36 protein-coding genes are annotated in these 22286 nt (G+C 42.4%); 6 read left to right on the top strand and 30 right to left on the bottom strand.

Annotated features, from left to right (window positions below; all coding sequences use genetic code 11):
• Positions 1-2: 2 nt before the first annotated feature.
• The gene (locus CH373_RS06310) at positions 3-431 is read right to left on the bottom strand and encodes an iron chaperone (RefSeq protein WP_100712879.1); all 429 of its coding nucleotides are present in this window, start codon (positions 429-431) and stop codon (positions 3-5) included.
• A gap of 166 nt (positions 432-597) precedes the next feature.
• Here CH373_RS06310 and CH373_RS06305 point away from each other — a divergent pair, with 166 nt between their 5' ends.
• A complete protein-coding gene (locus CH373_RS06305; RefSeq protein ID WP_100712878.1) occupies positions 598-954 on the top strand; it encodes a hypothetical protein in 357 nt (118 codons plus the stop codon).
• 132 nt (positions 955-1086) lie between these two features.
• On the opposite strand, the gene CH373_RS06300 is transcribed toward CH373_RS06305, so the two are convergent.
• Positions 1087-1662, bottom strand: coding sequence for a DUF4256 domain-containing protein (locus CH373_RS06300; protein WP_100712877.1), 576 nt, complete (start codon positions 1660-1662; stop codon positions 1087-1089).
• A 253-nt stretch (positions 1663-1915) separates the two neighbouring features.
• Here CH373_RS06300 and CH373_RS06290 point away from each other — a divergent pair, with 253 nt between their 5' ends.
• Complete coding sequence (locus tag CH373_RS06290) at positions 1916-2332, top strand: SRPBCC family protein (protein ID WP_100712962.1); 417 nt, start codon at positions 1916-1918, stop codon at positions 2330-2332.
• A 72-nt stretch (positions 2333-2404) separates the two neighbouring features.
• Here the strand turns inward: CH373_RS06290 and CH373_RS06285 are convergent, their stop codons facing one another.
• Genes CH373_RS06285 through CH373_RS06270 form a run of 4 tightly spaced genes read right to left on the bottom strand, consistent with a single transcriptional unit; the run spans position 2405 to position 4847 of the window.
• Positions 2405-3214 carry a sulfite exporter TauE/SafE family protein gene (locus CH373_RS06285; protein ID WP_100712875.1) on the bottom strand — a complete coding sequence of 270 codons (810 nt, stop codon included), beginning with the start codon at positions 3212-3214 and terminating at the stop codon, positions 2405-2407.
• A gap of 13 nt (positions 3215-3227) precedes the next feature.
• Positions 3228-3665 carry a DUF6691 family protein gene (locus CH373_RS06280; RefSeq protein WP_100712874.1) on the bottom strand — a complete coding sequence of 146 codons (438 nt, stop codon included), beginning with the start codon at positions 3663-3665 and terminating at the stop codon, positions 3228-3230.
• Entirely contained in the window at positions 3662-4087 is a 426-nt protein-coding gene (locus CH373_RS06275) for a YeeE/YedE family protein (protein ID WP_100712873.1), read from the bottom strand. Before CH373_RS06275 ends, CH373_RS06280 begins: the two co-directional genes overlap by 4 nt.
• Before the next feature lie 4 nt (positions 4088-4091).
• On the bottom strand, positions 4092-4847 hold the full coding sequence (locus CH373_RS06270) for an MBL fold metallo-hydrolase (protein WP_243393288.1): 756 nt from the start codon (positions 4845-4847) through the stop codon (positions 4092-4094).
• 172 nt (positions 4848-5019) lie between these two features.
• Here CH373_RS06270 and CH373_RS06265 point away from each other — a divergent pair, with 172 nt between their 5' ends.
• Positions 5020-6177 (top strand): adenylate/guanylate cyclase domain-containing protein, encoded by a 1158-nt coding sequence (locus tag CH373_RS06265; RefSeq protein WP_100712872.1) that lies wholly within the window; start codon positions 5020-5022, stop codon positions 6175-6177.
• Between the two features lie 71 nt (positions 6178-6248).
• Here the strand turns inward: CH373_RS06265 and CH373_RS06260 are convergent, their stop codons facing one another.
• Complete coding sequence (locus tag CH373_RS06260; protein WP_165778789.1) at positions 6249-7064, bottom strand: helix-turn-helix transcriptional regulator; 816 nt, start codon at positions 7062-7064, stop codon at positions 6249-6251.
• A gap of 94 nt (positions 7065-7158) precedes the next feature.
• Here CH373_RS06260 and CH373_RS06255 point away from each other — a divergent pair, with 94 nt between their 5' ends.
• Positions 7159-8004 carry a class I SAM-dependent methyltransferase gene (locus tag CH373_RS06255; protein WP_100712871.1) on the top strand — a complete coding sequence of 282 codons (846 nt, stop codon included), beginning with the start codon at positions 7159-7161 and terminating at the stop codon, positions 8002-8004.
• A 173-nt stretch (positions 8005-8177) separates the two neighbouring features.
• Here the strand turns inward: CH373_RS06255 and CH373_RS06250 are convergent, their stop codons facing one another.
• From CH373_RS06250 to CH373_RS06215, 8 genes are all read right to left on the bottom strand, one after another.
• Positions 8178-8534: a cupin domain-containing protein gene (locus CH373_RS06250; RefSeq protein WP_100712870.1), complete on the bottom strand. Its 357-nt coding sequence runs from the start codon at positions 8532-8534 to the stop codon at positions 8178-8180.
• 108 nt (positions 8535-8642) lie between these two features.
• Positions 8643-9080: a hypothetical protein gene (locus CH373_RS06245; protein WP_125169909.1), complete on the bottom strand. Its 438-nt coding sequence runs from the start codon at positions 9078-9080 to the stop codon at positions 8643-8645.
• A gap of 352 nt (positions 9081-9432) precedes the next feature.
• Positions 9433-9759 (bottom strand): RNA recognition motif domain-containing protein, encoded by a 327-nt coding sequence (locus tag CH373_RS06240; RefSeq protein WP_100712868.1) that lies wholly within the window; start codon positions 9757-9759, stop codon positions 9433-9435.
• 391 nt (positions 9760-10150) lie between these two features.
• Positions 10151-10654: a hypothetical protein gene (locus tag CH373_RS06235; RefSeq protein ID WP_100712867.1), complete on the bottom strand. Its 504-nt coding sequence runs from the start codon at positions 10652-10654 to the stop codon at positions 10151-10153.
• Positions 10654-11580 (bottom strand): alpha/beta fold hydrolase, encoded by a 927-nt coding sequence (locus CH373_RS06230; RefSeq protein WP_243393287.1) that lies wholly within the window; start codon positions 11578-11580, stop codon positions 10654-10656. The genes CH373_RS06235 and CH373_RS06230 overlap by 1 nt, the downstream gene beginning before the upstream one ends.
• Positions 11581-11723: 143 nt before the next feature.
• Positions 11724-12551, bottom strand: coding sequence for a CPBP family intramembrane glutamic endopeptidase (locus CH373_RS06225; protein ID WP_100712866.1), 828 nt, complete (start codon positions 12549-12551; stop codon positions 11724-11726).
• Between the two features lie 34 nt (positions 12552-12585).
• Positions 12586-12915 carry a hypothetical protein gene (locus CH373_RS06220; protein WP_100712865.1) on the bottom strand — a complete coding sequence of 110 codons (330 nt, stop codon included), beginning with the start codon at positions 12913-12915 and terminating at the stop codon, positions 12586-12588.
• On the bottom strand, positions 12905-13516 hold the full coding sequence (locus CH373_RS06215) for a hypothetical protein (protein WP_100712864.1): 612 nt from the start codon (positions 13514-13516) through the stop codon (positions 12905-12907). Before CH373_RS06215 ends, CH373_RS06220 begins: the two co-directional genes overlap by 11 nt.
• Before the next feature lie 129 nt (positions 13517-13645).
• Between CH373_RS06215 and CH373_RS06210 the strand changes: the two genes are divergently transcribed.
• Positions 13646-14242 carry a dihydrofolate reductase family protein gene (locus CH373_RS06210; RefSeq protein WP_100712863.1) on the top strand — a complete coding sequence of 199 codons (597 nt, stop codon included), beginning with the start codon at positions 13646-13648 and terminating at the stop codon, positions 14240-14242.
• A gap of 5 nt (positions 14243-14247) precedes the next feature.
• Here the strand turns inward: CH373_RS06210 and CH373_RS06205 are convergent, their stop codons facing one another.
• The 10 genes from CH373_RS06205 to CH373_RS06160 form a co-directional block, all read right to left on the bottom strand.
• Positions 14248-14763 carry a VOC family protein gene (locus CH373_RS06205; RefSeq protein WP_100712862.1) on the bottom strand — a complete coding sequence of 172 codons (516 nt, stop codon included), beginning with the start codon at positions 14761-14763 and terminating at the stop codon, positions 14248-14250.
• 102 nt (positions 14764-14865) lie between these two features.
• The gene (locus tag CH373_RS06200) at positions 14866-15372 is read right to left on the bottom strand and encodes an SRPBCC domain-containing protein (protein ID WP_100712861.1); all 507 of its coding nucleotides are present in this window, start codon (positions 15370-15372) and stop codon (positions 14866-14868) included.
• Positions 15369-15713 (bottom strand): ArsR/SmtB family transcription factor, encoded by a 345-nt coding sequence (locus CH373_RS06195; RefSeq protein WP_100712959.1) that lies wholly within the window; start codon positions 15711-15713, stop codon positions 15369-15371. The genes CH373_RS06200 and CH373_RS06195 overlap by 4 nt, the downstream gene beginning before the upstream one ends.
• A gap of 351 nt (positions 15714-16064) precedes the next feature.
• Complete coding sequence (locus tag CH373_RS06190; RefSeq protein WP_100712860.1) at positions 16065-16433, bottom strand: hypothetical protein; 369 nt, start codon at positions 16431-16433, stop codon at positions 16065-16067.
• Positions 16434-16453: 20 nt separating this feature from the next.
• A complete protein-coding gene (locus CH373_RS06185; RefSeq protein WP_100712859.1) occupies positions 16454-16777 on the bottom strand; it encodes a type II toxin-antitoxin system PemK/MazF family toxin in 324 nt (107 codons plus the stop codon).
• Entirely contained in the window at positions 16771-17019 is a 249-nt protein-coding gene (locus CH373_RS06180) for an AbrB/MazE/SpoVT family DNA-binding domain-containing protein (RefSeq protein WP_100712958.1), read from the bottom strand. The genes CH373_RS06185 and CH373_RS06180 overlap by 7 nt, the downstream gene beginning before the upstream one ends.
• A gap of 31 nt (positions 17020-17050) precedes the next feature.
• On the bottom strand, positions 17051-17443 hold the full coding sequence (locus CH373_RS06175) for a PIN domain-containing protein (RefSeq protein WP_100712858.1): 393 nt from the start codon (positions 17441-17443) through the stop codon (positions 17051-17053).
• The gene (locus tag CH373_RS06170; RefSeq protein WP_100712957.1) at positions 17440-17655 is read right to left on the bottom strand and encodes a DUF2191 domain-containing protein; all 216 of its coding nucleotides are present in this window, start codon (positions 17653-17655) and stop codon (positions 17440-17442) included. Before CH373_RS06170 ends, CH373_RS06175 begins: the two co-directional genes overlap by 4 nt.
• Positions 17656-17762: 107 nt before the next feature.
• Complete coding sequence (locus tag CH373_RS06165; protein WP_100712857.1) at positions 17763-18071, bottom strand: hypothetical protein; 309 nt, start codon at positions 18069-18071, stop codon at positions 17763-17765.
• Positions 18072-18083: 12 nt separating this feature from the next.
• Positions 18084-18566: a VOC family protein gene (locus tag CH373_RS06160; protein WP_100712856.1), complete on the bottom strand. Its 483-nt coding sequence runs from the start codon at positions 18564-18566 to the stop codon at positions 18084-18086.
• Between the two features lie 140 nt (positions 18567-18706).
• Here CH373_RS06160 and CH373_RS06155 point away from each other — a divergent pair, with 140 nt between their 5' ends.
• Complete coding sequence (locus tag CH373_RS06155) at positions 18707-19087, top strand: sel1 repeat family protein (protein WP_125169907.1); 381 nt, start codon at positions 18707-18709, stop codon at positions 19085-19087.
• A 92-nt stretch (positions 19088-19179) separates the two neighbouring features.
• On the opposite strand, the gene CH373_RS06150 is transcribed toward CH373_RS06155, so the two are convergent.
• The 5 genes from CH373_RS06150 to CH373_RS06130 form a co-directional block, all read right to left on the bottom strand.
• Positions 19180-19452 (bottom strand): antitoxin, encoded by a 273-nt coding sequence (locus CH373_RS06150; RefSeq protein ID WP_100712854.1) that lies wholly within the window; start codon positions 19450-19452, stop codon positions 19180-19182.
• The gene (locus tag CH373_RS06145; protein ID WP_100712853.1) at positions 19449-19727 is read right to left on the bottom strand and encodes a BrnT family toxin; all 279 of its coding nucleotides are present in this window, start codon (positions 19725-19727) and stop codon (positions 19449-19451) included. Before CH373_RS06145 ends, CH373_RS06150 begins: the two co-directional genes overlap by 4 nt.
• A 199-nt stretch (positions 19728-19926) precedes the next feature.
• Entirely contained in the window at positions 19927-20469 is a 543-nt protein-coding gene (locus CH373_RS06140) for a hypothetical protein (RefSeq protein WP_125169905.1), read from the bottom strand.
• Positions 20466-21398 (bottom strand): hypothetical protein, encoded by a 933-nt coding sequence (locus tag CH373_RS06135; RefSeq protein ID WP_100712851.1) that lies wholly within the window; start codon positions 21396-21398, stop codon positions 20466-20468. The genes CH373_RS06140 and CH373_RS06135 overlap by 4 nt, the downstream gene beginning before the upstream one ends.
• A gap of 162 nt (positions 21399-21560) precedes the next feature.
• Positions 21561-22205 carry a hypothetical protein gene (locus CH373_RS06130; protein WP_125169903.1) on the bottom strand — a complete coding sequence of 215 codons (645 nt, stop codon included), beginning with the start codon at positions 22203-22205 and terminating at the stop codon, positions 21561-21563.
• Positions 22206-22286: the final 81 nt, after the last annotated feature.

Here is a 22286-nt window from a genome sequence, read left to right as displayed (position 1 = left end):
CTTTATTCTAATTCCTTCTTCTTTATGTTATTGGACCTCGAAAGAACTTTCTTTGCGATTTTTTTAGTCGGCTTACTTGAGTTTACTTGCAGTCGAAATTTGACGATTTTTCGAATGAGCTCCAAAGGCATAGGCGCATCAATCGGGAATTGCACAGATCCCCTTGCGCTCTTGTACGAGCTCAGTTCTTTTTTAAATTTTGCAATCGCTGCAGCGCCTGGATAAAAACCGATATGCTTTTTATACGCTGCAAACGATACCAAAGGACCATTTAGATAATAGGAAGGGATATGATAGCTAATTTTCTCTTCCGCTTTGGGGGCAATTTTTGTGATCGTAGATCTGACTTCTCTTAGTATCTTCTGCACTTCCGAAGGATATGTTTTGATGTAATCAGGAACGGAATGAAAAAGTATCGTTTGGCTTTTCATAAATCCCCCTCAGCACAACAGTAAAATCTCGGTTCATAACGATTTCAAAGAGATTTTACTAAAGCAATTATTTCTTACCAAAGGTCAGTATAGAAAGCTTGAAAAATGATTCGCGACTATGAAACAATCTAACAGCGAATAATAGAAGATAGAGGAAGGACGCACCATGAGTTCGTTATCTGAATGGTATTTTGTTACTTTCGATTCTTCTCAGGTCCATCGTCGAGTCCAGCCTCCCGGTGGGGACCAGTGGGAAGACTCTTTTGCATGGTCAGAAATTATCCGAGTATGCTACGAGCCGAGTGAGGATTTCATGACTTCGGATACGATTTACATCTTCACCGGCACTCGGCAGGAAAGTTATACGATACCCTCCGAAGCAAATGGTGCACAGGAATTTTGGGGAGAGATTTTGCATCGAGGTCTATTTGATGCGGAAACTTCCATCAATATCAGCATGGGGAGGTCGGGTTTTTCCTGCTGGCCGCCAATTACAGAGGAGGAGATTTCTTCTATTGAATAGAGTCTTTATATAAGTAGAGCCGAGTACCAACAAGTTCACCTTAAATTGATTAAGTTCTCTTCTTTTTCTTTTCCTGGACATTTTCCATGACTTCTGCTAGTTTTAGATAACTCGAACGCAATGATCCGCGTCTTAAACTCGTAACGAACCGCGGAATCCCCTCGCCGCATAATAGGATTCTGCACCATTATGATAAAGAAAGACATGGTCGTAGCGACGGTCACAAAAGAAAGCTCCGCCCAGCTTTCGAATCTCAGTAGGTGTTTGCACCCAGCTTGAAGTTTTCGTATCAAACTCACCGAGTTTCTGTAATTCTCTATATTCTTCTTCCGTTAAAATATTTATGCCCATAGTGGCCGCCAATTCTATTGCGCTGGCTTTCGGTTTGTGCTCTTTTCTAGATCTCAGGGCTTCACCGTCATAACAAACACTTCTGCGGCCCTTCGGACTGTCCGCAGAACAATCATAAAAAATGTATTCACCTGTCTTTTTATCGAAACCGACCACATCTGGCTCGCCCCCAGTCTTTTCCATTTCATTGAGTGACCAGAGTTTTTCGTCGTTGCCTTTGAGCTTCGCCTGCACTTTATCCCAGGAGATACCTTTATGCCGGTTTACGTTTTTCTCAAACCGAACTTTGATCGTTGTTAGCAATTCTTCGCCCTGTCCAGATGATAATTCCTTTTTATTGTTATTTGTTTTCTTCATATTTGCCTGCACCTTTGCCCAAATTTATTTCAAATCAAATAAATGCCGATGAAAAAATCCAGAGCCTTTTTGAATTAATTGGTATTGCTGCATTAGTATTTTTGAAAGTACACGGGATTGGACTCTGGTTCAGAAATCAAAATGACTCGTCCTATTTCTCTGCGGAATCGAGCCGTCATTTTTTTATAAAGAGACATTGAATCTTCATGAAAATGCTTTCCCATACGAAATAGAATCGATTAGATTCCATTCCATGGACTCGAAAAAGATCACAGTGCAAGCAGCTATTACAGGAGACTTAAAGAAAGTCTGGGACTGTTACACGAACCCAAAGCATATTATCAAATGGAACTTTGCTTCTGACGATTGGCAATGCCCTTGGGCAAAAAACGATATGAAGGTCGGTGGAAAGTACAGCGCAAGAATGGAAGCGAAAGACGGAAGCTTCGGCTTTGAGTTTGAAGCAATTTACGATACAGTCGTTGATCAAAAATCCTTTAGCTATACAATGACAGACGGCAGAAAAGCAACGGTGAATTTTGAAAATAAGGATCATAAGATTCTTGTCACAGTAAGCTTTGACCCAGAATCAGAGAATCCGGTTGAAATGCAGAGAGGCGGCTGGCAAGCTATACTTGACAACTTTAAAAAATATACCGAAGCGAACTAGACACTAAAGCAGTGCATCTAGTAAATCAATTGATTCCTGATCCGCGTTCGCGAGAACATCGCGAAGTAGAAATCAGAATCTTAGACCCTGATCCCACAGAATCAAGATTGCGATAATTAATACAGTATAGCCAAAACCTTTTTTAAGAGTTCGTTCGTTCACTTTTAAAGAAAGAATCTGTCCGAAAATCATCCCTCCGATTCCCAGAATACAAATGCTCAGAAGTAAAGGGCAATCTGCGAATTGCACCGACGGAAAACTGATCGCAAAGCCGAATAAAGAATTCGCTGCGATAATCGCAAGCGAAGTACCTACCGCGAGCTTTATAGAAAACTTAAGTAGAATCACGAGAGCCGGGAGAATCAAAAAACCACCGCCAGCTCCTACAAAACCAGTGATCGTTCCAACAAGAAGTCCTTTGAGCCCGATAGACACAAAACCAGAAAACGATGTGCTAGATTCGGACGATTGCTCATCGGAAGGCTGGTTGCCAGAACGAATCATAGCCCGAGAACTAAAAACCATGACGATTGCGAAAACGGTCATGATCAGTAGAGGTTTTGTCAGAGTGAAACCAAAACCCGAGAGGAAATTGTTCGGAAGTGAAGGAAGAAGGAAATGTCTCGCAAAGTAGATTCCGGCAAAACTTGGTACTGCGAAGAAAAATCCTATTTTCAAATTGATATTTCCGTTTCTTGCCTGAAACAGTGCGCCGACTAACGCAGATATGCCGACCACAAAAAGAGAGTTTGTTGTGGCCCGCATCGCATCCTGTCCAAAAAGATAAAAAAGAATGGGAACTGTAAGAATTGATCCACCGGCTCCGATAAGACCAAGTGAAGTTCCCATAAGAAACGATGCGATGTAACCTGAAATCAGCATCGTAGTTTGTATTTCACTCTAGTCTGCTTTTCAAATTCGTTTTCTTATCGATGACTTTGAACAGGTACATTCCAAAAATGATACTGGCAAAAATAATGATCGGCCTTGTTTCAAAGCTTGCGAGAGTAGTCACCGAAACTGTCGGACAATAGCCGCCTAGGCCCCACCCGATTCCGAAAATCAAACTTCCGATGACCAGTGCCGGACTGATTTCCGTCCGGGTTGGAACGAACCAATGCTTAGTGAACATAGGAGTTTTTCTTTTGCGTATTAATTTGTAAGTGATGAAATGAACACCAACCGCTCCTGCCATCGTAAAAAGGAGCGTCGGATTCCATTTTCCAAATATATCAAGAAATCCGATTACATTTGCCGGTTGCAAAATTCCGGACAAACCTAGACCGATCGCAAATAACAAACCCACAATCAGGGCGCCAAGATTGTACTTCATAAAAGCATCCCTGTGCTTCGGAGTAAGACTACAGCAGCCATACCCGCCACCATGAAAACGATTGTCGCCAAAATAGACCGCAGTGAAAATCTGCTCACTCCGCAAACTCCGTGACCGCTGGTACAACCACCGCCCAAAATCGCGCCAAAGCCAACAAGTAAGCCAGCAAACGCACCAATCCATGTTTTTATCTGCAGTTCAGCAGACAAAAGATTGGGAGCAGTCGCCTGCAAAGAGAGACCTCCCAATAGCAGTCCAATAAGGAAGTACCATCGCCAGGCTGTATCACCTTTCACTGGATTGAGAACACCGTACACAATACTGCTCACTCCGGTAACTCTTCCGTTCCACAAGAGCATCAAAGATACGGCGATCCCTATCACTACCCCGCCGATTAATCCCATCGTCCATTCTGTTGTCATTTTTTTACTCCTTCGGCAGTCCCTGCTCGTTCGAATGCAAGACCACCGACCTGCCGCACCCTAGATTCGCCGGCACAGCCAGATGCATTTTCTTCGGGGTAGCAAGTTGTAGTTCTTTCATTATTTTTCTAAAATCTTCTTTCGAACGATTTCCACCAATACGAGGATTTAACTCTTTTTCCAAGGCGATTGTACTAGTAGTGAAGCCTTGGTAGTCATGTGCCGGATAAACTTGAGTATCATCTGGAAGACGGAAAAGTTTTTCGGTAATGCTTTCGTATAATATTGCAGAAGATCCCTCCTGAAAATCTGTTCTTCCAGTTCCACGAATGAGAAGTGAGTCTCCGGTAAAAACCATGCTTTCAAATAAGAAACTCATACAAGCATTCGTATGTCCGGGAGTAGCAATTGCCGTGATCGCTTTGTTTCCGAGCCAGAGTTTTTGTCCATCTTTGAGAGGAATGTCTATGCATTCGATTCCGGCTAGGGCGCTCGCAGCGGTTTTGGCAGTCGTTCTTTTGCGAACCGCATCGGCTCCTGTTATATGATCTGCATGAATGTGAGTCTCTAAAATATAGATTAGATCCAGTCCGAGTTCTCGGATTAGTTTCAAATCCCGATCCACTGTTTCCCAGACTGGATCAATGATCGCGGTTTTTTTTGTTTCCCGATCTGATATCAAGTAAGTGTAAGTAGAAGATTGAGTCTCGAAAAGTTGATGGAAAAAAATATCTTTCATACCGGCGTTTGACCATTGCATCGAAGTATGCATCTCCCGCAGTATAAGAGCACGGAAATTGATGTGCTTGTATAATCCTGCAACTGCTCGGAAAATTTTTGTGCGGATAGTTAGATTTTCTTAATAAACTTGCAGGATTATACAAGCAGAGAGTTTGTTTGTGCGGATACTATGTGGATAAATTGGATCAAACATGCAAACATTAGTACGAGAACAACTTCACAAAAACGGGCTCATTAATTTCTCTATGGCATTCGCAGCTGCGGGTTTTTTGTGGAGCATTTTATATTTCGCATTGGGCTTCCCGCAATCTGCAATGATCCCAGGAGGCTATGCAATCTTGAGCTTGCTGAGCTTGATCTTTGTATTTGCTACTGGAAAATTCTTAGCATTTCGGTTTCTTCAATTTCTCTTAATTCTAATATTGCCTGTACTTTTACAATTAAGCTTGGGTGGTTTTGAAAACTCAGGAGCCGTGATCATTTGGGCGATATTGTGTCCTCTTGGTGCTCTTTCGTTTGCTCCGATTCGCCAAGGTTTGATTTGGTTCGGGTTATTTATTCTCGTCTTGGTATTAACAGGATTCGCAGAGTTTCTTCCACAACTCCCGGCTCCAAAAGTAGAGCAGAATCTAAAGATATTGTTTTTCGTGATGAATATAGTGGGCGCGGGTGCAATGACCTTCTTCAGCCTGTACTACTTTATTTCCAAAAACAAACAAGAGCATGATCGCGCAGAGAACCTACTGTTGAATATTCTGCCGGAGCCTATTGCAGAAAGATTGAAGCACAATCCATCCACGATTGCAGACGGATATCCGATCGTTTCGATACTGTTTGCTGATATAGAAAACTTTACTGTAATTTCTCAACAAGTAGCTCCGGAAGCACTGGTACATTTTCTAAACGATGTGTTTTCGCACTTCGATGTACTTGCAGAAAAATATCAGATGGAAAAAATAAAAACGATCGGCGATGCTTATATGGCTGTTGCAGGAATTCCGATTTGGGATGAAAATCACGCTGAAAATGCAATGCGGATGGCAATCGAAATGCAGAGGTACGTAAAATCAGTCCAAGACCCGTCCGGGAAGGTCTTGAAAATGCGGATTGGTATTCATTCTGGGCCGGTTGTAGCCGGCGTAATTGGCCGAAAGAAATTTGCCTATGACCTTTGGGGAGACGCAGTGAATACTGCGAGTAGACTAGAATCTCATGGCGTGCCGGGTAGAATCCAGATTTCTGAAACAACCTATAATCTACTGAGCGATAAGTCTCGAATCGAGGTAAGCAGATTAGTAGATGTAAAAGGGAAAGGCCCGATGACTACATATTTGAGTTACGGATCATAAGACTTCAGCTAAAACGCCTTACTAAAACAAAACTGTTCTTCTTTTCTCGAGGCTTTCTACCCTCACGTTGCTTACCAAGGTTCCGCGTAACTTGCAGGTACTTCGATAAACGATTTCAGCTGTCGTGTGCTTCTGAAAATTTCTGACGGAGGCAATCCGAATGTAGATCGAAATGTCCGCGTAAAATGCGCGGAGTCGAAAAATCCAGCACGCTGTGCGGCATCAGTGTGACTCATACCGTGTAACAGAGAGTATACGGTCAATTTAAGTCTGAACCAAGTACGAAACGAATGAAATGGGATGCCGATTTCCTTTTTGAATTGGTGCTCTAGGTTTGAGACAGACATCTGTGCAAACTCCGCTAGATCTTTTGCGGAGTGATCTTCATGCGGTCTTGTAGTAATCATTTCAACGATCTTTTGAATACGAGGATCTGTCGTCTGGGATGGATTATCGGAAAGCGGCGGAATCTGATTCAATAATTCTAATAGAATCACATCCGGATCCGCCGACAAGATTTGGTTGATCCGATCGAAGAGCTGCTTTTCTTCTCTCAATCCAATGAAGATGCCCTCATTCTCCTTTTCTATGTTAGAAGCTCTCAAGGATTTATAATTAGGACTGCTCAAATCCATAAAAAGCATCACACAAAACGAGTCTGAAAACCGGATGGAATGTTTCACCATCGGTGGTACAAGCACGGTGCGAAAGTTCATCCAATCTGAATCATTCAAAGAAATCTGAAATTCTCCGTCCAAATTGATGCATACGGTCGCCGCGGCCCTGCGTCTCAAGTTATAGTCCGGGAGATAACCAGCAAATAGACAACGACTTCCCCAAATGCATATCGTTTCCGCACGATCCAGCATGCTCATATCAATTTCCATAGCAAGAGCCTGTAAAGTTTTTTCTCTTAGATTGCAGGATTATACAAGTCGGCATCAAAATCTGCGAATATAATCCGAATTGCAAAGGAAAATTATGACAAACCAAGTTTTGGACTCTAAAATGGAAAATCCAAACAAAGCGCTTTGGGAAAAAGGCGACTTTACTGAAATCGCCGCACTGATGCGCGAATCCGGAGACGCTCTAGTTCGTTCTCTTGGAATAAAACCGCCGTTACGCGTTTTGGATCTTGGTTCCGGAGATGGGACCACTGCAGTGCCACTTGCTCAAATCGGAGCGGAAGTAACCGGAATCGATATCGCGGAGAACCTAGTCGCTGCAGGAAATCGACGAGCATTAGAAGCTGGTCTCTCACTTTTGAAATTTCAACAGGGGGATGCATGCAATTTGCATGAAGTAGAAGATGATTCGTTCGACTTAACTCTTTCCGTCTTTGGTGCTATGTTTGCTCCCAAGCCCTTTGATGTTGCGAAAGAGATGGTTCGGGTCACAAAACCTGGTGGCCGTATTGTAATGGGAAACTGGATCCCAAATGATCAGACTTCATTTGTTTCCCAGTTGTTAAAGATAAGCACATTGTTCACTCCTCCACCTCCGGAGGGATTCGTTAGCCCGATGACTTGGGGTGTGGATCATCAAGTGATCGAATATTTTACTAAGGCCGGGGTATCTAAAGAGAAAATATCCATGGTCAAAGACACTTACAGTTTTATATCTCCTGATAAAAGCCCGGCAGATCTTATCGAGTCATTGGGAAAATTCTATGGTCCAACAATGAACGCTTTTGACTCTGCTAAGAAAAACGGGAAAATAGAGGAACTCCGCGCCCAGCTAGTAGAGCTCGCAAAGGCACAGAATCGGAGCCGGGGTGATGGAGTTTCGATACCTGCCACATTTTTGAGAGTAACGATCCACCCTTGACGAACGTTATCCGAAATCAGACGAGGGCAGCAAACAGCGCGTCGGAAATCTCGCGAAATACTTGGAGACTTTTAAGGGAACTTTAAAGTAAAGAGCAAATGGGGAGGTAAACAGTTCCTTCTTCCAACCTCCCCCATTTCTGCCTATGTAGAAAGCAGCAAATATGAATATTGTTACGACCAGTCGATGTCTCTGACGTGATGCTCCGACTCCGGTTCCCAGGAGGGAGAAACGATACAAATCTGTTTTAATGCACCTTTGTAGTAAAACTTGCTGTTAGGAGGAATAATAATCAGGTCGCCGCCGGATACGTCATACGCTTGTTCGTCGATGTACCAAATCCCATTCCCTTCGATAATGTAGTAAATGAAATGACTCTTGGAATGATAAAATTCCTCAAAATGCCCTTTCTGAGTTTCCTGATATACAACGGACGCTCCAGAATACTGGTCTTTGTTGTTATAGATGCGCATAGCGACACCCTTCTTATCAATTGCAAGCGCACTTTCTTTCTTAATTATCAATGCCATTTGACGACCAATATTGTTATGCGGTGTCGCCTTGAATAGAAAGAAATGCGAGAGAGCAAGTGCACCGAGTAGCGCAGGCGACTATTTCCTCACGTTACTCCCGGAACTTTATTCTTTGTAGAGCCAGGCACCCAAGTACACAGCGATCAAGATTGCGAAGAAGCTGCCGATCAATTGTCCCGTAATAATTCCAAAAGGAAGAATGCCATAAACAATCAGATCAAGTGTCATTGCAAATCTACTTACTATCCAAAGTAATAATCCGGCAAGTAATGCGGTCTTAGGTCCAGCACCATAACGCGGACGCATACCAGCGTACATCCAGACTCCGACGATACCTAAAATAAATGCCCTCAATAGCCAAAGCCCCATTGTTACAAATGGTTCTGGAGGATGCCTAAGACTACCCATCTCGGCCGACCAAGCATAAAATTGCTCCCTAAGAATCCCTCCATTCACAGCACCATTAATGATGAAAAAAGTTATTCCGGCCGCAATCCCACCTAACAATACTCGCGTAAAATTGATATTGCTCTTTGCTATCATAGTCGTTTTCCTCCTCAATTTAGGTTCATTTAATATTCTAATTACTCTTGATAACGCCCCAAAGGATAGCCCCTGTTGCATAAAGTTACCATCACAAATCGATTGATATGCAGAAGTTTGCATATTGAGTTAGCTTTTCTGGTGGATTTTTGAATTTGTTAAAAGAACTGCAAAAGGAGATGGATAAATATTGAGGTCATTCTTCTGTATGAGCCAGAAATTGCTCGTCTAAAGCCAGAAGTATTGTATTGATTGGTACTTATAACTTAAAAACCACAGGTCTCCAAGTACAAACTTGGTTTCCTGTGGTTCCTAAACTTTATAAAGAAAAGTTAAGCGGGCTGTAAATCGACTACCAGCGATTGTTGTTGCGGCTAAACTTTTTATTGTTATTACCGCCACCTCTATTGCGGCCACCGCCAGATCTATCAGATCTGTCTTCCGCAACGGAGACTACAATGTTTCGTCCGTCTAATTCTTTTCCATTCAGTTCTGCAATTGCAGATTGTGCAGCAGATGGATCAGAGAAGGTAACAAAACCGAATCCTCTGGATCTTCCAGTTTCACGATCAACGATTACATTGACTTCTTGGACAGCGCCATGAGCTTCGAAAACTTGGCGTAGGGTTTGATCAGTCGTGGACCAGCTGAGACCACCAACAAACAATTTGGATGACATGAATATTATCCTCGTTCCATACGGATTGAAACATCCGTATAATAACTAATTTAGATCATTACGGGCTATGTGCTTAAAACAGAACGAGTAAAGAACCAATTTACCACTAGAATGCCCTGAATGGGCATTGCAAGAACATTTTTTCCACTTTTCTCGGTTCAAAATTGAATTTCTTACAGCTTTCGAGGGCTCCAGCTGGCGGCTTTTCTTGAATTTCTCAGAAATCGATTCGGGTCCTCAGCTTACCATCTAAGTTATGCGAGGGTGATCCCCTTATTTAATCTTAATAAACTCTCCGAAGACCCAGCCAGCAGTAGATAAAGTCTCAACAAAGTACCAATAATTTTCCCATTGCTTTACTTTTTCTTTATCAATGGTTTTCAAATATATCTTAACTTCTTTCCCCTTCGGAATATATTTTAAAGGATGCTTTATTATTCTTATAACCGGTAGTTAACAATTTACCATTCGATTTAGACTGGCACTCTAATGAAAGTTTGTGTGAATATGAATTTTTATTGTCCGTGATTGCACAGAAACCAACTCCAAATGATTCACTACATTTTGGCTCACATTTAGTAGGCTTGAGCTCGATTCTATCCTCGATGATCGTGAATTTCCCAATATCATGCCAATAGAGACCTTCAGAGCCGAAATCGAAATCGTACGTTAGCTTTTTCTTATCGAATTTCAAAGTGAGACCGTGAATGATCGAAGAACTATAAAAAATATTATCAAGTAGATCAGAAATTTTAATTTCAGGAGAGCTCGCGGCTTGTCCTTTAATATTCTTTCCGGAACAATTCAGCACTAGGAGAATGAATGCAGTTTTTATAATTTGTTTCAGTTTACTTTTTACTCTTTCATTTTTAGCAGAGGAATCAGTGTGCACCATTAAATCTTAAGCAGAGAAATGCAAAGATCTGAAAATTTTTCAGGCTCCTCAAAGTTCGGGAGATGGGCCGAATGCTCGAACCAAATGATTTCCTTTTTGGGAGCAATGAGCCTTTCCGCAAATTCTGTTACCAGCTCGAACGGTGTAGTGTAATCTCTGCGACCGCAACCGAAAAAAACGGGTACTTCTAGTCTTACGATTTCCTTGAGGAAATCCACTTTCATTAGTTCGTCGTCTAGGCAAGAAAGCGAAAAAATTGTACCACGAATGAATTTGTATATATCAATCAGGCGCAGATCCTTCCAAGAGAGGTTCTTTAACAAAACGTTAATCGTCGAAGCCTGAATCGCATCTCCATGAAATGCAGATAACCATTTTCTCTGAACACCCGCATCGCTTAACTTTCGGTATGGCGGATTTCCGATTCTAGAGAGTTCTTCTACAGCCCGCGAATTACCGGTTTTCTTAGCCTCTTTAAGCGCAAATTCATACGAGAGATTTTCCCCTCTTACCATGTTGACGACTTGGCCAATGCCGATATATGCAAGGAAAAGTTCGGGGCGCTTCGAAATCAGTTTTATCCCGAGTACACTGCCCCAGGAATGACCAACCAGAAATAATTTGGTTTGACCGAACCTCTTTAAAAGATATTCCACAACCTGCTCTGCATCGGCAACCATCTGATCAATTACCATATCCTCTTTTCGCAGCGAAGAAGAATAGGATCTGCCTGCACCTCTTTGGTCCCAATTCACCACAACAAAATGATCCTCAAGTCTCTGTTGAGTTTTTCTAGAAAAAGCGATTTGGGCTGTTCCCGGTCCTCCGTGAAGAAAAAGTAACAAAGGATAGCCATTAGTGCGATTCGAACGGATCGATATCCACTGATCGACGCTGTTAATTGGTATCTTTTCAATTGTATCCAAGTTTTCTATTTCCTTTGATTTTTTACAGTTTCATTTTCCGAATCGGCTTAGTTATGGTCTTTCATTTTATTTTAATATTGGTTGCGATTTTTCAGTTGATTACAAACTTCTGACAAGCTTCCGAATAGCTTCCCAATACCTTTCTAGCCCTTGCTGTTTTCAGCTGTGGAAAATCTGTAATGTGCTAGTGTCCTTGGACCCCATAGAAAGGTTACTATTGAAGCAAAAAATAGTACCGTAAGAGAGCAGATCTGTGGATCATAGTAAGGCGTAGCCTTCTGCAAATTGCCGGTCGGCGGGAATAGGATCCAAAATATTCCGAATGTCCAATGGAACAACGCCATAGAAAACATACTTTTTCCGGAGTTGTTATACACCCAAACAAATATAATCCGGGTGGCAATAGTGTAGAGTGCATGCCAGAACATCCATTCGATCGTATAGAATCCGCTAATCACAAAGCCAGGGATATGGTAGGCAGCCCATATGAACCCAACAATCAATCCCGACTTAAGAGCACTATAGCGCTCTTGCAAAGGGTCGATCAGATATCCTGTTAAACCGAGCTCTTCGCCGTAGGTCATGAAAAACACCATACTGTAACCGAGGAGTATAACACTGGAGAATTGCAGCGAAGGAACCGGGACGCCGGTGAAATAAAGGATCGTGTAGTTGATCAGGCCAACGATGGGGGATAAAAATAGAATCGGAACGTACCAGATTTTGGATCTAATATTACGAAAGTCGTATGTTCTTTTGAGAAGACTGATCACCCCAGCCTTTCCGCGTTCTCTGTAGATGAGGATCAGTGCAGCGACCGAGGGCATGCCGAGTGGAAGTTGGTATAGATAGAATCCGGGAAACAATTCTATTTCGAAGATAGATCCGAGCACCCATAATGGAACCGAAAGCGCTATTAGCAGCAGAAGGAACTTTAGTAGCGATCTTTCAGTTGATGAAGTTGTATTCATAAAATTATCCGAACTAGAGTCTGAGCGATTTCTTCTATTCGATCAAAGGACAGCCGCTTTCAAGAAGCTTGCTTTGATAATAGAAAATGGATGCACTATTGACCCCGATCAGAACGACAGTTATAGCCGACCCAAGATAGAGTGCTCCGATGTCTGTTGCCATTGCTCCGAAAAAGCCTATCCCTGTCGGTAGGAATGTGTAAGGGAAAGATCTTCGATACTTGGAGTATTGTCTATAATAAGCAATACAATTAGGATTTTCAACTCGATCGTAGTCAATCGGGAGGGTTTTGCATGCGGAAACTCCGATGACTCCTCCGATCAGTAAAATGGCAATGCAATATTTAGAGAGCTTATTTTCCATCAGCGGTTCCGATAAATAGACAGAGATCAACTGGAATGGAATCTACGTGGCGCTCCAATGATGCCTTGATCATGGAATCGAAAGAGCCAGGACGGTAGAATGAGTACCACCAGATCTGCTTTTGATCGGTTGTAGCTACATTGAACTCGTCAGGGAGCGAGTCAGACTTGAACCCAAACCGAGAAAGGATCTCGACGGAGCCAGTGATCGGCTGTAGCGGCCAGTAACCTGTGAGTGGCCAAATAGCGAGAACGCCGATCCCGGAAGGATCGTCACGATACGTGATGGAAAAATCCCAAGAAGGACTGAGTTGCTTGAGAGCTTTTGCGCACGGTGCATTTTCCAAACGGGTATTCAAAACGGACAGAAGAATCCGCTCAAACAACTTCAAAAACTTGGGATCGCGTGAGAGCTCGTAGTCGTATTTTTCAGAGACGAGACGCGCTGAGACTTCTGGAGAAAAGTGGACGGTGACCATAGGAATCGTTGAGGCCACAGATCGGATCTTTTCGTCCGGGAATGGGGCCTGCGCGACGTGCACGCTTCCTACGCAAGCTTCGATGAATGCAAGAACGATTGCGATTAGAATCTTATGCTTCATACACTTCTCCACTGCGCATTTATTAACGCTAGCGCTCATTCAGCTGTAAAACATTAACTAAATACTATTGACGGACAAAAACTTTTGTTCTTAAATTGAAGCGGCAAATATTCTATAAGGAACTCGGTAATGAGAAAACTTATTGTACTCGAATTCCTCACTCTTGACGGCGTGATACAAGCCCCTGGTATGCCGGGGGAAGATACTAGTGGTGGCTTCAAGTATGGCGGGTGGCAGGTTCCATATTCAGACAATGTGATTGAGGCAGTTATGCATAAGCATATGAACTTGCCATTTGATCTTCTGTTAGGACGCAAAACATTTGATATCTGGGCACCGTATTGGCCGAAACATTCGGAGATATGGCCCCCCGTCATGACAGCGACTAAGTACGTCGCCTCAAATACCATAACTTCTCACGAGTGGAAACCCTCCGTTTTTTTAGGTGGAGACATAGCGGAAAAAATTAGAAAACTCAAACAAGAGAAAGGACCGGATTTGCATGTTTACGGAAGTGCAAATTTAGTCCAGACTCTTATGAAGAATGATTTGGTTGATGAGTTCTGGCTCAAGATATACCCACTAACCTTGGGGAGCGGGAAACGGTTATTTGTGGACGGCACAATCCCTGCAGCGTTCAAGGTGACCGAAAGTCAAATCTCCCCAGCTGGAATCATTATCGCAAATTACAAGCGTGCCGGCGCGGTAGAAACTGGAAGTTACTGAGCAGGTCATGCTCCAGCGGCTGCCTTAAGTGCTGCGATGTCAATTTTTTGCATCTTCAACATCGCTTGGGTTGCGAGCTCAGCCCTCTCTCGGTCTTTCTGCGATATAAGTTCTAAGAGAATCTTGGGTGTTACCTGCCACCACAGACCAAATTTATCCTGAACCCAGCCACACATGGCTTCTTTGCCGCCATCTGCAAGAAGCGCTTTCCAATAATAATCTACCTCTTTTTGAGTCTCGACGCTGATCATGAATGAAACACCCCAGTTGAATTGAAACCCAGGTCCGCCATTGTAAGAAAAAAACCTTTGGCCGTTCAAAATGAAATCGGCCGACATTGCATCCGCCCTAAGTATTTTAGATTTCTTGAAGATAGATACGTAGAAATTCGCAGCTTCTTCCGGGTTCGCATTGAACATTAGAAAAGGTGTAATGCTGTGAGACGGAGCACCCCGGAGTTTTACTTTCTTTCCTTCAGGTCTCTTCTTCAGTGTACTGGTTTTTTTCTTTGGCTTCGCCATGTTCTTCTCCTTTTAGAGCGATCTGATCGTCCGTCTTTTAAATTTTATGAAACGTGCACTCGCAGCTGAGTTTGCAGAGGCTCCAACCGAGCCTTAGATTTTTCAAACAAGCTCCGACAATAATTTATCTAGCCTTTGGCAGAGTTCTTTCCAAGCATCGACCGCGCCAAATTCCATTTCCCGCACTTCTGCGGAAGCATATTTGCACACATGGGTCAGAAGAGTCAGATTTCCTTCCGTTGTGAAAGTGCGAGACTCGACCGTTGCATCTGGATTTTCCGGACCATTCGGATCAAAAGCAGCCATATCCGCATAATTTTCGTTATTCGCTACTTTCTCAGGAACAATCACTTCTAGGAATTTTCCATAAACGCCCATTTTGTTTCCTTTTGGATCCGCAAAGACATACAGGTATTTCCCGCCAGTCCGAAGGTCGTTCTCTATAGTTTCAAGAGTCCATCCCTCTGGACCAGTCAGCCATCGACGCATCAGCTCTGGTTTAGTAAAACAATCAAATACCAATTGGCGAGGCGCGGCGAAATAGCGTGTGAGCACTACTTCGGTTTCGCCTCGCAGTTCTACCTTACATTCTTTTTGATCTGCAGTCATTTTCGTTGATCTCCTTTTATTTGCATCGTCTGCAATTCTTCGAGTAGTCCATCAAGTGCCTGGTAACGCCCTTCCCACATCTGGCGGTATTTCTCAATCCAATCTGCGGCTTTTTTGAGCGGCGCAGTTTCTAGTCGGCGCGGGCGCTCCTGCGCGCGGATCGTGGTTGAGATAAGGCCGGCTTCCTCCAAAACTTTGAGGTGCCGCGAGATGGCCGGCTGGCTCATTTTGAAGGGTTTAGCGAGTTCCATGACCGTTAATTCGCCTTTCGCGAGGCGCATGAGTATGGCTCGACGCGTGGAATCGGCGAGTGCGGCAAAAGTGGTATCGAGTTGTTGCATAGCAAATATGTTATATAAACGTATAGTTATATAAAGAAATAATGTCAAGCCTTTTTACGGCTTTTTCGACAAAGCCTTAGCTATGAGAGTAGAGAGTCGTGTATCAGATTAGGCGCTGTTTCGCGGGGTTGCAAAGAGGCGAGCAGATAAGGAAAACAAAGCGATCCAAAAGAAAAAAGGGATCAGTGCAATACGCTGAAAGAGGCCGAACCTGCCAGCTAACTCTCCCGAGGATGGGTTCACCTGCGCCAGTTTCATCAGGATAATGCCGAGAATGAGTAGAATCGCAGTAGCGAGGCTAGTAAACCGAAGCCAAAAAACACCGGAAAATTTACGAAGACCGACAAAACATTATTTAAGTTTCCGTAAACAAAGGAAAGTCCAAAGACCTCCAGAGGCATCAACAATGCTGAGCAGAATGAAATTCACCGGAGCATTCCCGCTCAGGAAAAGTATCAAAGTAACAACTGGTGCGGCAAAGCGGGTATAAACCGTAAGTCTCGCGAAGTGAAAATTCTTGCCCAGCCCGGACATCAAATAGTAAAACGAAGAACAGATGAGGACAAACCCAAGCATGTAAGTCCATGAATTAACAGTTTCATGAACATTAAACAAAGGCAATAGTACCTTTGGCAAAAACAGAAGTGCGGCACCCATGATACCGGAGTAAATGCTGAAAAGGACCAAACTGAAATAAGGATCTTTGAGTTTTGAGTTCATGTTAGGCCTCCTTTTTGGTTTTAATCTACTAACATTTCCTGAATAACTCGCTTAACTTTGGTCACTGTCTTTGATTCAAGCTTACCGAGTTTTTTAATCAAACGAGCTTTATCAACGGTTCTGATTTGATCTAGGACGAGCCAACCCTTCTTACTTTGAAATGTTAGCTCAACTCTTGTTGGGTACGCATGTGATTTGGCAGTCATCGGCGCAATAATAACCGTGCCAATGAACTTATTCATTTCATTCGGCGATACTATAACGCAAGGTCTTGATTTTTTGATTTCGTGTCCAATTGTAGGATCTAAGCTGATCAAAAATACTTCGTATTGAGAAACTACCATTCCCAATCCTTGCTGGATAAGTCGATAGTATCTGGTAGAAGCAATTTATCTTCTTTTCTCTCAGACATTGTTTTAAACTGCTTTTCCCAACCATCTCTGGGCTTGGTTTTTACGGGAACTATAATGATCTGATTCTTATCAATAAGCAAATCTACTTCTTCCTCAATTTGGCATTCTTCAAGAATTGCCTTAGGTATTCGTATGCCTTTTGAATTGCCTATCTTAACAACAGAAGCCCTCATGGTAATTACGATGTAATTACACATTGTAATGTCAATAAAAATAAGACTTACTCGAATAGATTTCTTTTTTATCTAAAACTTTGAGTATCTTTTTATCTAATGTCCAAAGTCGAAGTTTCTTACTTCTAACTTCATTGATAAGGACCGAATCAATTAATCCAATGCCTTTATCGATGTGCTTGCTCTCAAAGGAAAGTTTCCCCGCTGACAAAAAACTACCATTCGAAGTTAAAGTATTCAGATTTTCCCAATATTCTAAAATAAAAGATGCTTCCTTCTTGTTTTTACATCCTTGGAGAAGCTCTCCAAAGACAACTTCATGAACTATCACTTCCGAAGATTCTATTAAATCTCTCAATTCAATGAAATAAGGTTCCTTTCCACTAAAAAATTCGATCCAAACCGAAGTATCTACTAAGATCATCTATTTCGATTCAGTCCTCTTATATTTTCCCCGGAAAATCCTTCTTTGAAAGAAAGTGGGGATTTATGTAGCTTTGAATTCAGATTCTTTATTTTGGCCTGTCTTAACCACTCTGAGAGAGCTTTCTGAAGGGAATCAGTTATGTTTTTACCACCAGAATACTTTTGGACCTCTGCAATCAAATCATCTGGCAATATTGCGGTCACTTTCATACGATACAATATACGATACAAGTTCGTATTTTCAAGCATTTCAAGGGAATTTTTTAAAATAACATAGCTACTCTCCTTGCTACTTACTCTCCAAACAAATCAAGCGGCTATACAGATAGCTTAAATAATCGGGATGTGTACATTGCCATCCATAACATTGACAGTAACCCTCCGGGCATAGCGAGCAGCAGCGCTTCGCCGGCAGCTGAATATAGCAGCCGTTGTAATTCATCAAATCGTTCAATAGCTGTTTGATGGTACTTTAATAAATCGCCACCGCTAACACTTGCTACCACGATATCGATTGTTATTCCTAACAGAGCAATGATTGTAAAAATCGCTCCGAAAAATAATAGGCTTTTGCGTGCAAGCATGACCATTTGATTAGCTGCATCAACCAGGTTATTATCTTTCATTCTATTTTCTTGTTAAGGATTTCCTAAAGTATCTTTGATCGATTTATTTCCGAGCTGCTCTGCCAGCGCGAGAATAATTCCCTCGGGTCCGCGGAGGTAGCAGAGTCGATACATGTCCTCGTATTGTACTATTTCGCCCATGAGTTCGGCCCCCCGATTCTTCAAGCGCGCAACGACGTCGTCAATGTCTGTGACTGCAAACATAATGCGACGTATACCCAAGGTGTTCACTGGAGTGTTCTCCGGCTCAGTTTTGATCACTGCCGGTGCATGGAACTTGTCCAGTTCAATCCGGCTGCGGCCGTCCGGAGTCCGCATCACAACGATGTCACTTCGAACTCCTTCGAGTCCGACGATACGATCTACCCACGATCCCTCAACCGTAGTCCTGATTTCCACTTCCATACCGAGTTCAGTAAAAAACTCGATCGCACCCTCCATATCGTTGATCACGATCAGAACATTGTCCATTCGTAGTAATTTATTTTTTGTCATGGTTCTCTCACATAAAGCAGATGGAGGAATCTAAATCAAATTTATTCTTCAGTAAAGAACCGAGCAAAGCTCTCTTTTTTCGAGTTGTGCCGATTCGTGATTACAGTATAAATTCGGGTAAAAGGATAGAAAAGTGCCAGATGCAGAAAGGCGACTTGAACAGTCTACGATTAGCTGCAGAACAAGGCCACGCTTTGGCTCAATACTACTTAGGTCTCCACTTCTTGGAGGGTGTGGGCGTGGAGCAAAGTGATGCTGAAGCAGTAAAGTGGTTACGCGAGGCGTATTTGTCAGGCAAACCTCCCGCATGGTCCAAGGCAAGGGAAGCTCTAAAATTCACAGAACCTACCAAAGAATACCGCTGCCCCAAATGCCTTTCGACCAACGTAGAAGTTGGATACGCGTACATGTTCAAGTATGAATGCAAAGATTGTGGCAAGTGGATTATAGCTCCTTCTTCTATGGACGCGGAAGCATGCGAATGGGACAATCCCGGTTACCAGCGAGATGTAACTGGCTAAAGCTTCCGTCCCTCTTGACGAAGTTTCCGGGCTACACAAGCATCCCGAAGTGGTACGTCGGAGCCAATCGTTAGGTATACGCTGAGTTTTAATTATCGCTCTATTAATTTACCAGTTACATACTGATGCAGTATACTTGAAACCAAAGTCTGATAGGGAATTCCAATCTCCAACGCCTTGGTTTTTAATAATTGAATATCTTTCCCAGCTATCCTGATATTCATTCTCTTATCTTTTAACAGAGTGTTTTTCGCTGCAGATTTGAATTTTTTCAAATATTGAGCTTTATTATCCACCGGCTTCCATTCATTCCGCTCGATCGAGGATTCTAAGTTTTTTTCTTCTTGGCTAAGTTTATATTTCATAAATTTGCCTCCGACAGATAGGTATTTGTATATTTCCTTGATGGATATGCTGTTTTAAAAAAGAAAGTGTCCCTATTCTCAATTGTAGGAACTACCCAAGCGTAATTATCAATTTCTACAATTATTAAAATCTGATTAGGATACCTTTTTACATTCGGATTTTTTAAGATGTCCAAAACCGATCCGGATTCAATTTCAACAACTACTCTTTCAAAGCTGATGTTTCTCTCCGCTTTCAAAGCTTCATTTTTGTCATTATCCCAATCAAAGATCACCTATATTACAGTATTAGACGTGTGCCTAATGTCAATACAAAGAATTTGGTCTAAATGTTGGAAAAACTTACCGAAATAATCCTAAGATTAATGACAAAAGTGAAATGCGCCGAAGCCCAAACGAGAGTTACTGTTCAATGCGATCACATCTTCTATAATGCTTGCGTGTCCGAGCCGATAGTTAGATACAATCTGGCGCTTACGCAGGACGGAAGTTCCAGAATACACGAAAATACAAAAACAGCACAACGATATAATCTGCATAGACGAGCAAGCTTACATAACCAGTGAGGTGAGTCGGTAGCACATGATGCAAATTCAACAGGAGTGCGAATAGTGCGAGGGAGATCGCGAGGGTTCGTCGCGGCAAAATAGCTCCGAATTTGTTGGGGACACGCCACATAGCGTACGCAGTAATTAAATTTACAAGGGAAGCCAAAACAAAATCGGTTTCGATGCGCCAGTCCTTATGAAGGTTGAGGAGAAGCACATAGAGTTGATACGGAACTGAGAAGAAAAGCAGTACGGTGAAGGCCCTGACTTCTGTGAGGATTCGAAGTACAATAACCGCTGCCGATCCCGCCACCACTTTCAATGTGTCGGAAACAAGAAAGATCGCCGTTGCGTAATCGCCTAGTTTTTGAGAAAGCGGCAACAGATTTGTTAAAAAAGTGAACACGCTGATAACAACAGAGATTCGTAAGACCAGCGTGTACCATGTAATTTGGTGTAGTGTAATCATGTAGAATATAAATATTGAATTCTTTTGTTCGACTCTTTTAGCACATCTTCAGTGACGAAATCTAAATCGAAGTCACCTTTTTTTAAACAATTCTCATCGGTAGGATAATTATCTTTTCCTAATGGAGAAGTGGGAGTTTGGATCCCTTTAATAATACCAATCTTTTTCCCGGACCAAAAAAGAATATTCACAGTATCATTTATCGGAACGTTAATATTTAGAATATTCGATGGATACCACTTAAAATTTATTCTAAAATTAGAAGTACTAAACACAGAGTAGAAAATTGGATTTTGTTGATCGATCTTCAACGATTTTAATGAAATATTAATGCAAGAATTATCTACAGGAAGATCAAAATTCCATAAAGTAAACTTGTCAATGCCTGTAAATACCCTATAGAGGAATTCCTGTTTTTCTCTGTACTCAGCAACTTGTTGATTAGAGCCAGAATATTGCCATTCGTTATCAACAACCTTATATAAATTATAGGATTTACCAGGGTTCAAATTTCGAAATTTGACAGATATTTTATTTTTAAGATGTAATTCGGAATTTTGATAAAGAGCTTTTATGTCAAACATACCAGCCGAATCGAGTTGCTTAAAACTATTACTTTCAATATATCCAAGGGAAAATCCGGAAGAAAGAAACTCTACCGGATTCGTGTATTCTTTAATTTCTAATTCGATAGAGTCCCCCGCTCTATAATCGAATGGTAAATAGATAGAGTCTTTAGGAATTGTAAAGATTGTACCATTTCTAGTTTGAATTTGTTCATCTACTGCAGGAGAGATATAAAACCTCTGAACTTCAGGTGCAAATGTTTGAAATATTTCGGGGACTTTTGTCTTAACAGGGGCCGATATTTTTTTCTGAAAAGCAGAGCACCCAATAAAAGCAGCTAGAAGTATGGCGATTTTTTTCATCTGTTCCTTCTTAATTATTTTTCATCGCAGTTGCATGTACGATAGAGCAACGCTTAACAAGGGTTGGTGAGCCACAAGCACTTTGTGCTAGTTTGATTTGCAAACGAAGTGACAAGTCGAAATGTTTCGTTGATGGCGCAGTCAGGATTCGGGAGCAATCCCTCAGCGCAGAAGGCTCAAGAGACCTTCAATCAGGCCGGAACAATACGCGCTGAATCTTCCCCAAAAGAGCCCCTCACCAACCGGCTTGATAAGCACAGTAGATACAACGTTACGTCTAAGAAAGGTTTCGTCTTCCGAGTAAATCCGTGCCCCGATGGAATCGGCGATCTGGTACTTATTAGCTTTGTGGCCGAGCAGAACCACCCAGTGTAAGGTGCCTGTTTCTTTTCTCTTGATAAGAGTCAACGCATAGTGTCCCTCGTAGAAGTGAAAAAGGAGATCGTCGCGGCCGGATTTACTGGATGTATCCACTACGCTGTAGGAAAACCCGTCCTGATCAAGCACTCGGAAAATATCAAAATGAATCGTTCCGGTTGTTGAGTCGAAGAAGGGAAAAGCCGCCACATCCGTTCCGAGTCGGCTGCGCAGATTGAAATCACGAACCGGGAGACGATAGGAGGCGTAGATTGCTCGTATCGAATGTAACCCGCATGTATGCTTTTCGGATTGGAGCTCAGGATGAATGAGTCTCGGAAGACCGCGTGGCCGAGTTAGCGAGGAAGACGGTTCCGAATCGCCCGCAAATACATTGGACAGGAAGAACATATTCAAAATCAGGAAACTCATAATACTGATTTTGTGCATTCCTTCGAATATGTGATTGTTCTTTTAGACGTCAACCTCTATCATCACACAGATCGTGAGCCAATAGTTATGTGAAGTTAA

The sequence above is a fragment of the Leptospira perolatii genome, from assembly GCF_002811875.1.
Classification (GTDB): domain Bacteria; phylum Spirochaetota; class Leptospiria; order Leptospirales; family Leptospiraceae; genus Leptospira_B; species Leptospira_B perolatii.
Note: the sequence above shows the minus strand (reverse complement) of the source record. Positions and strands in the feature narration are given on the sequence as shown.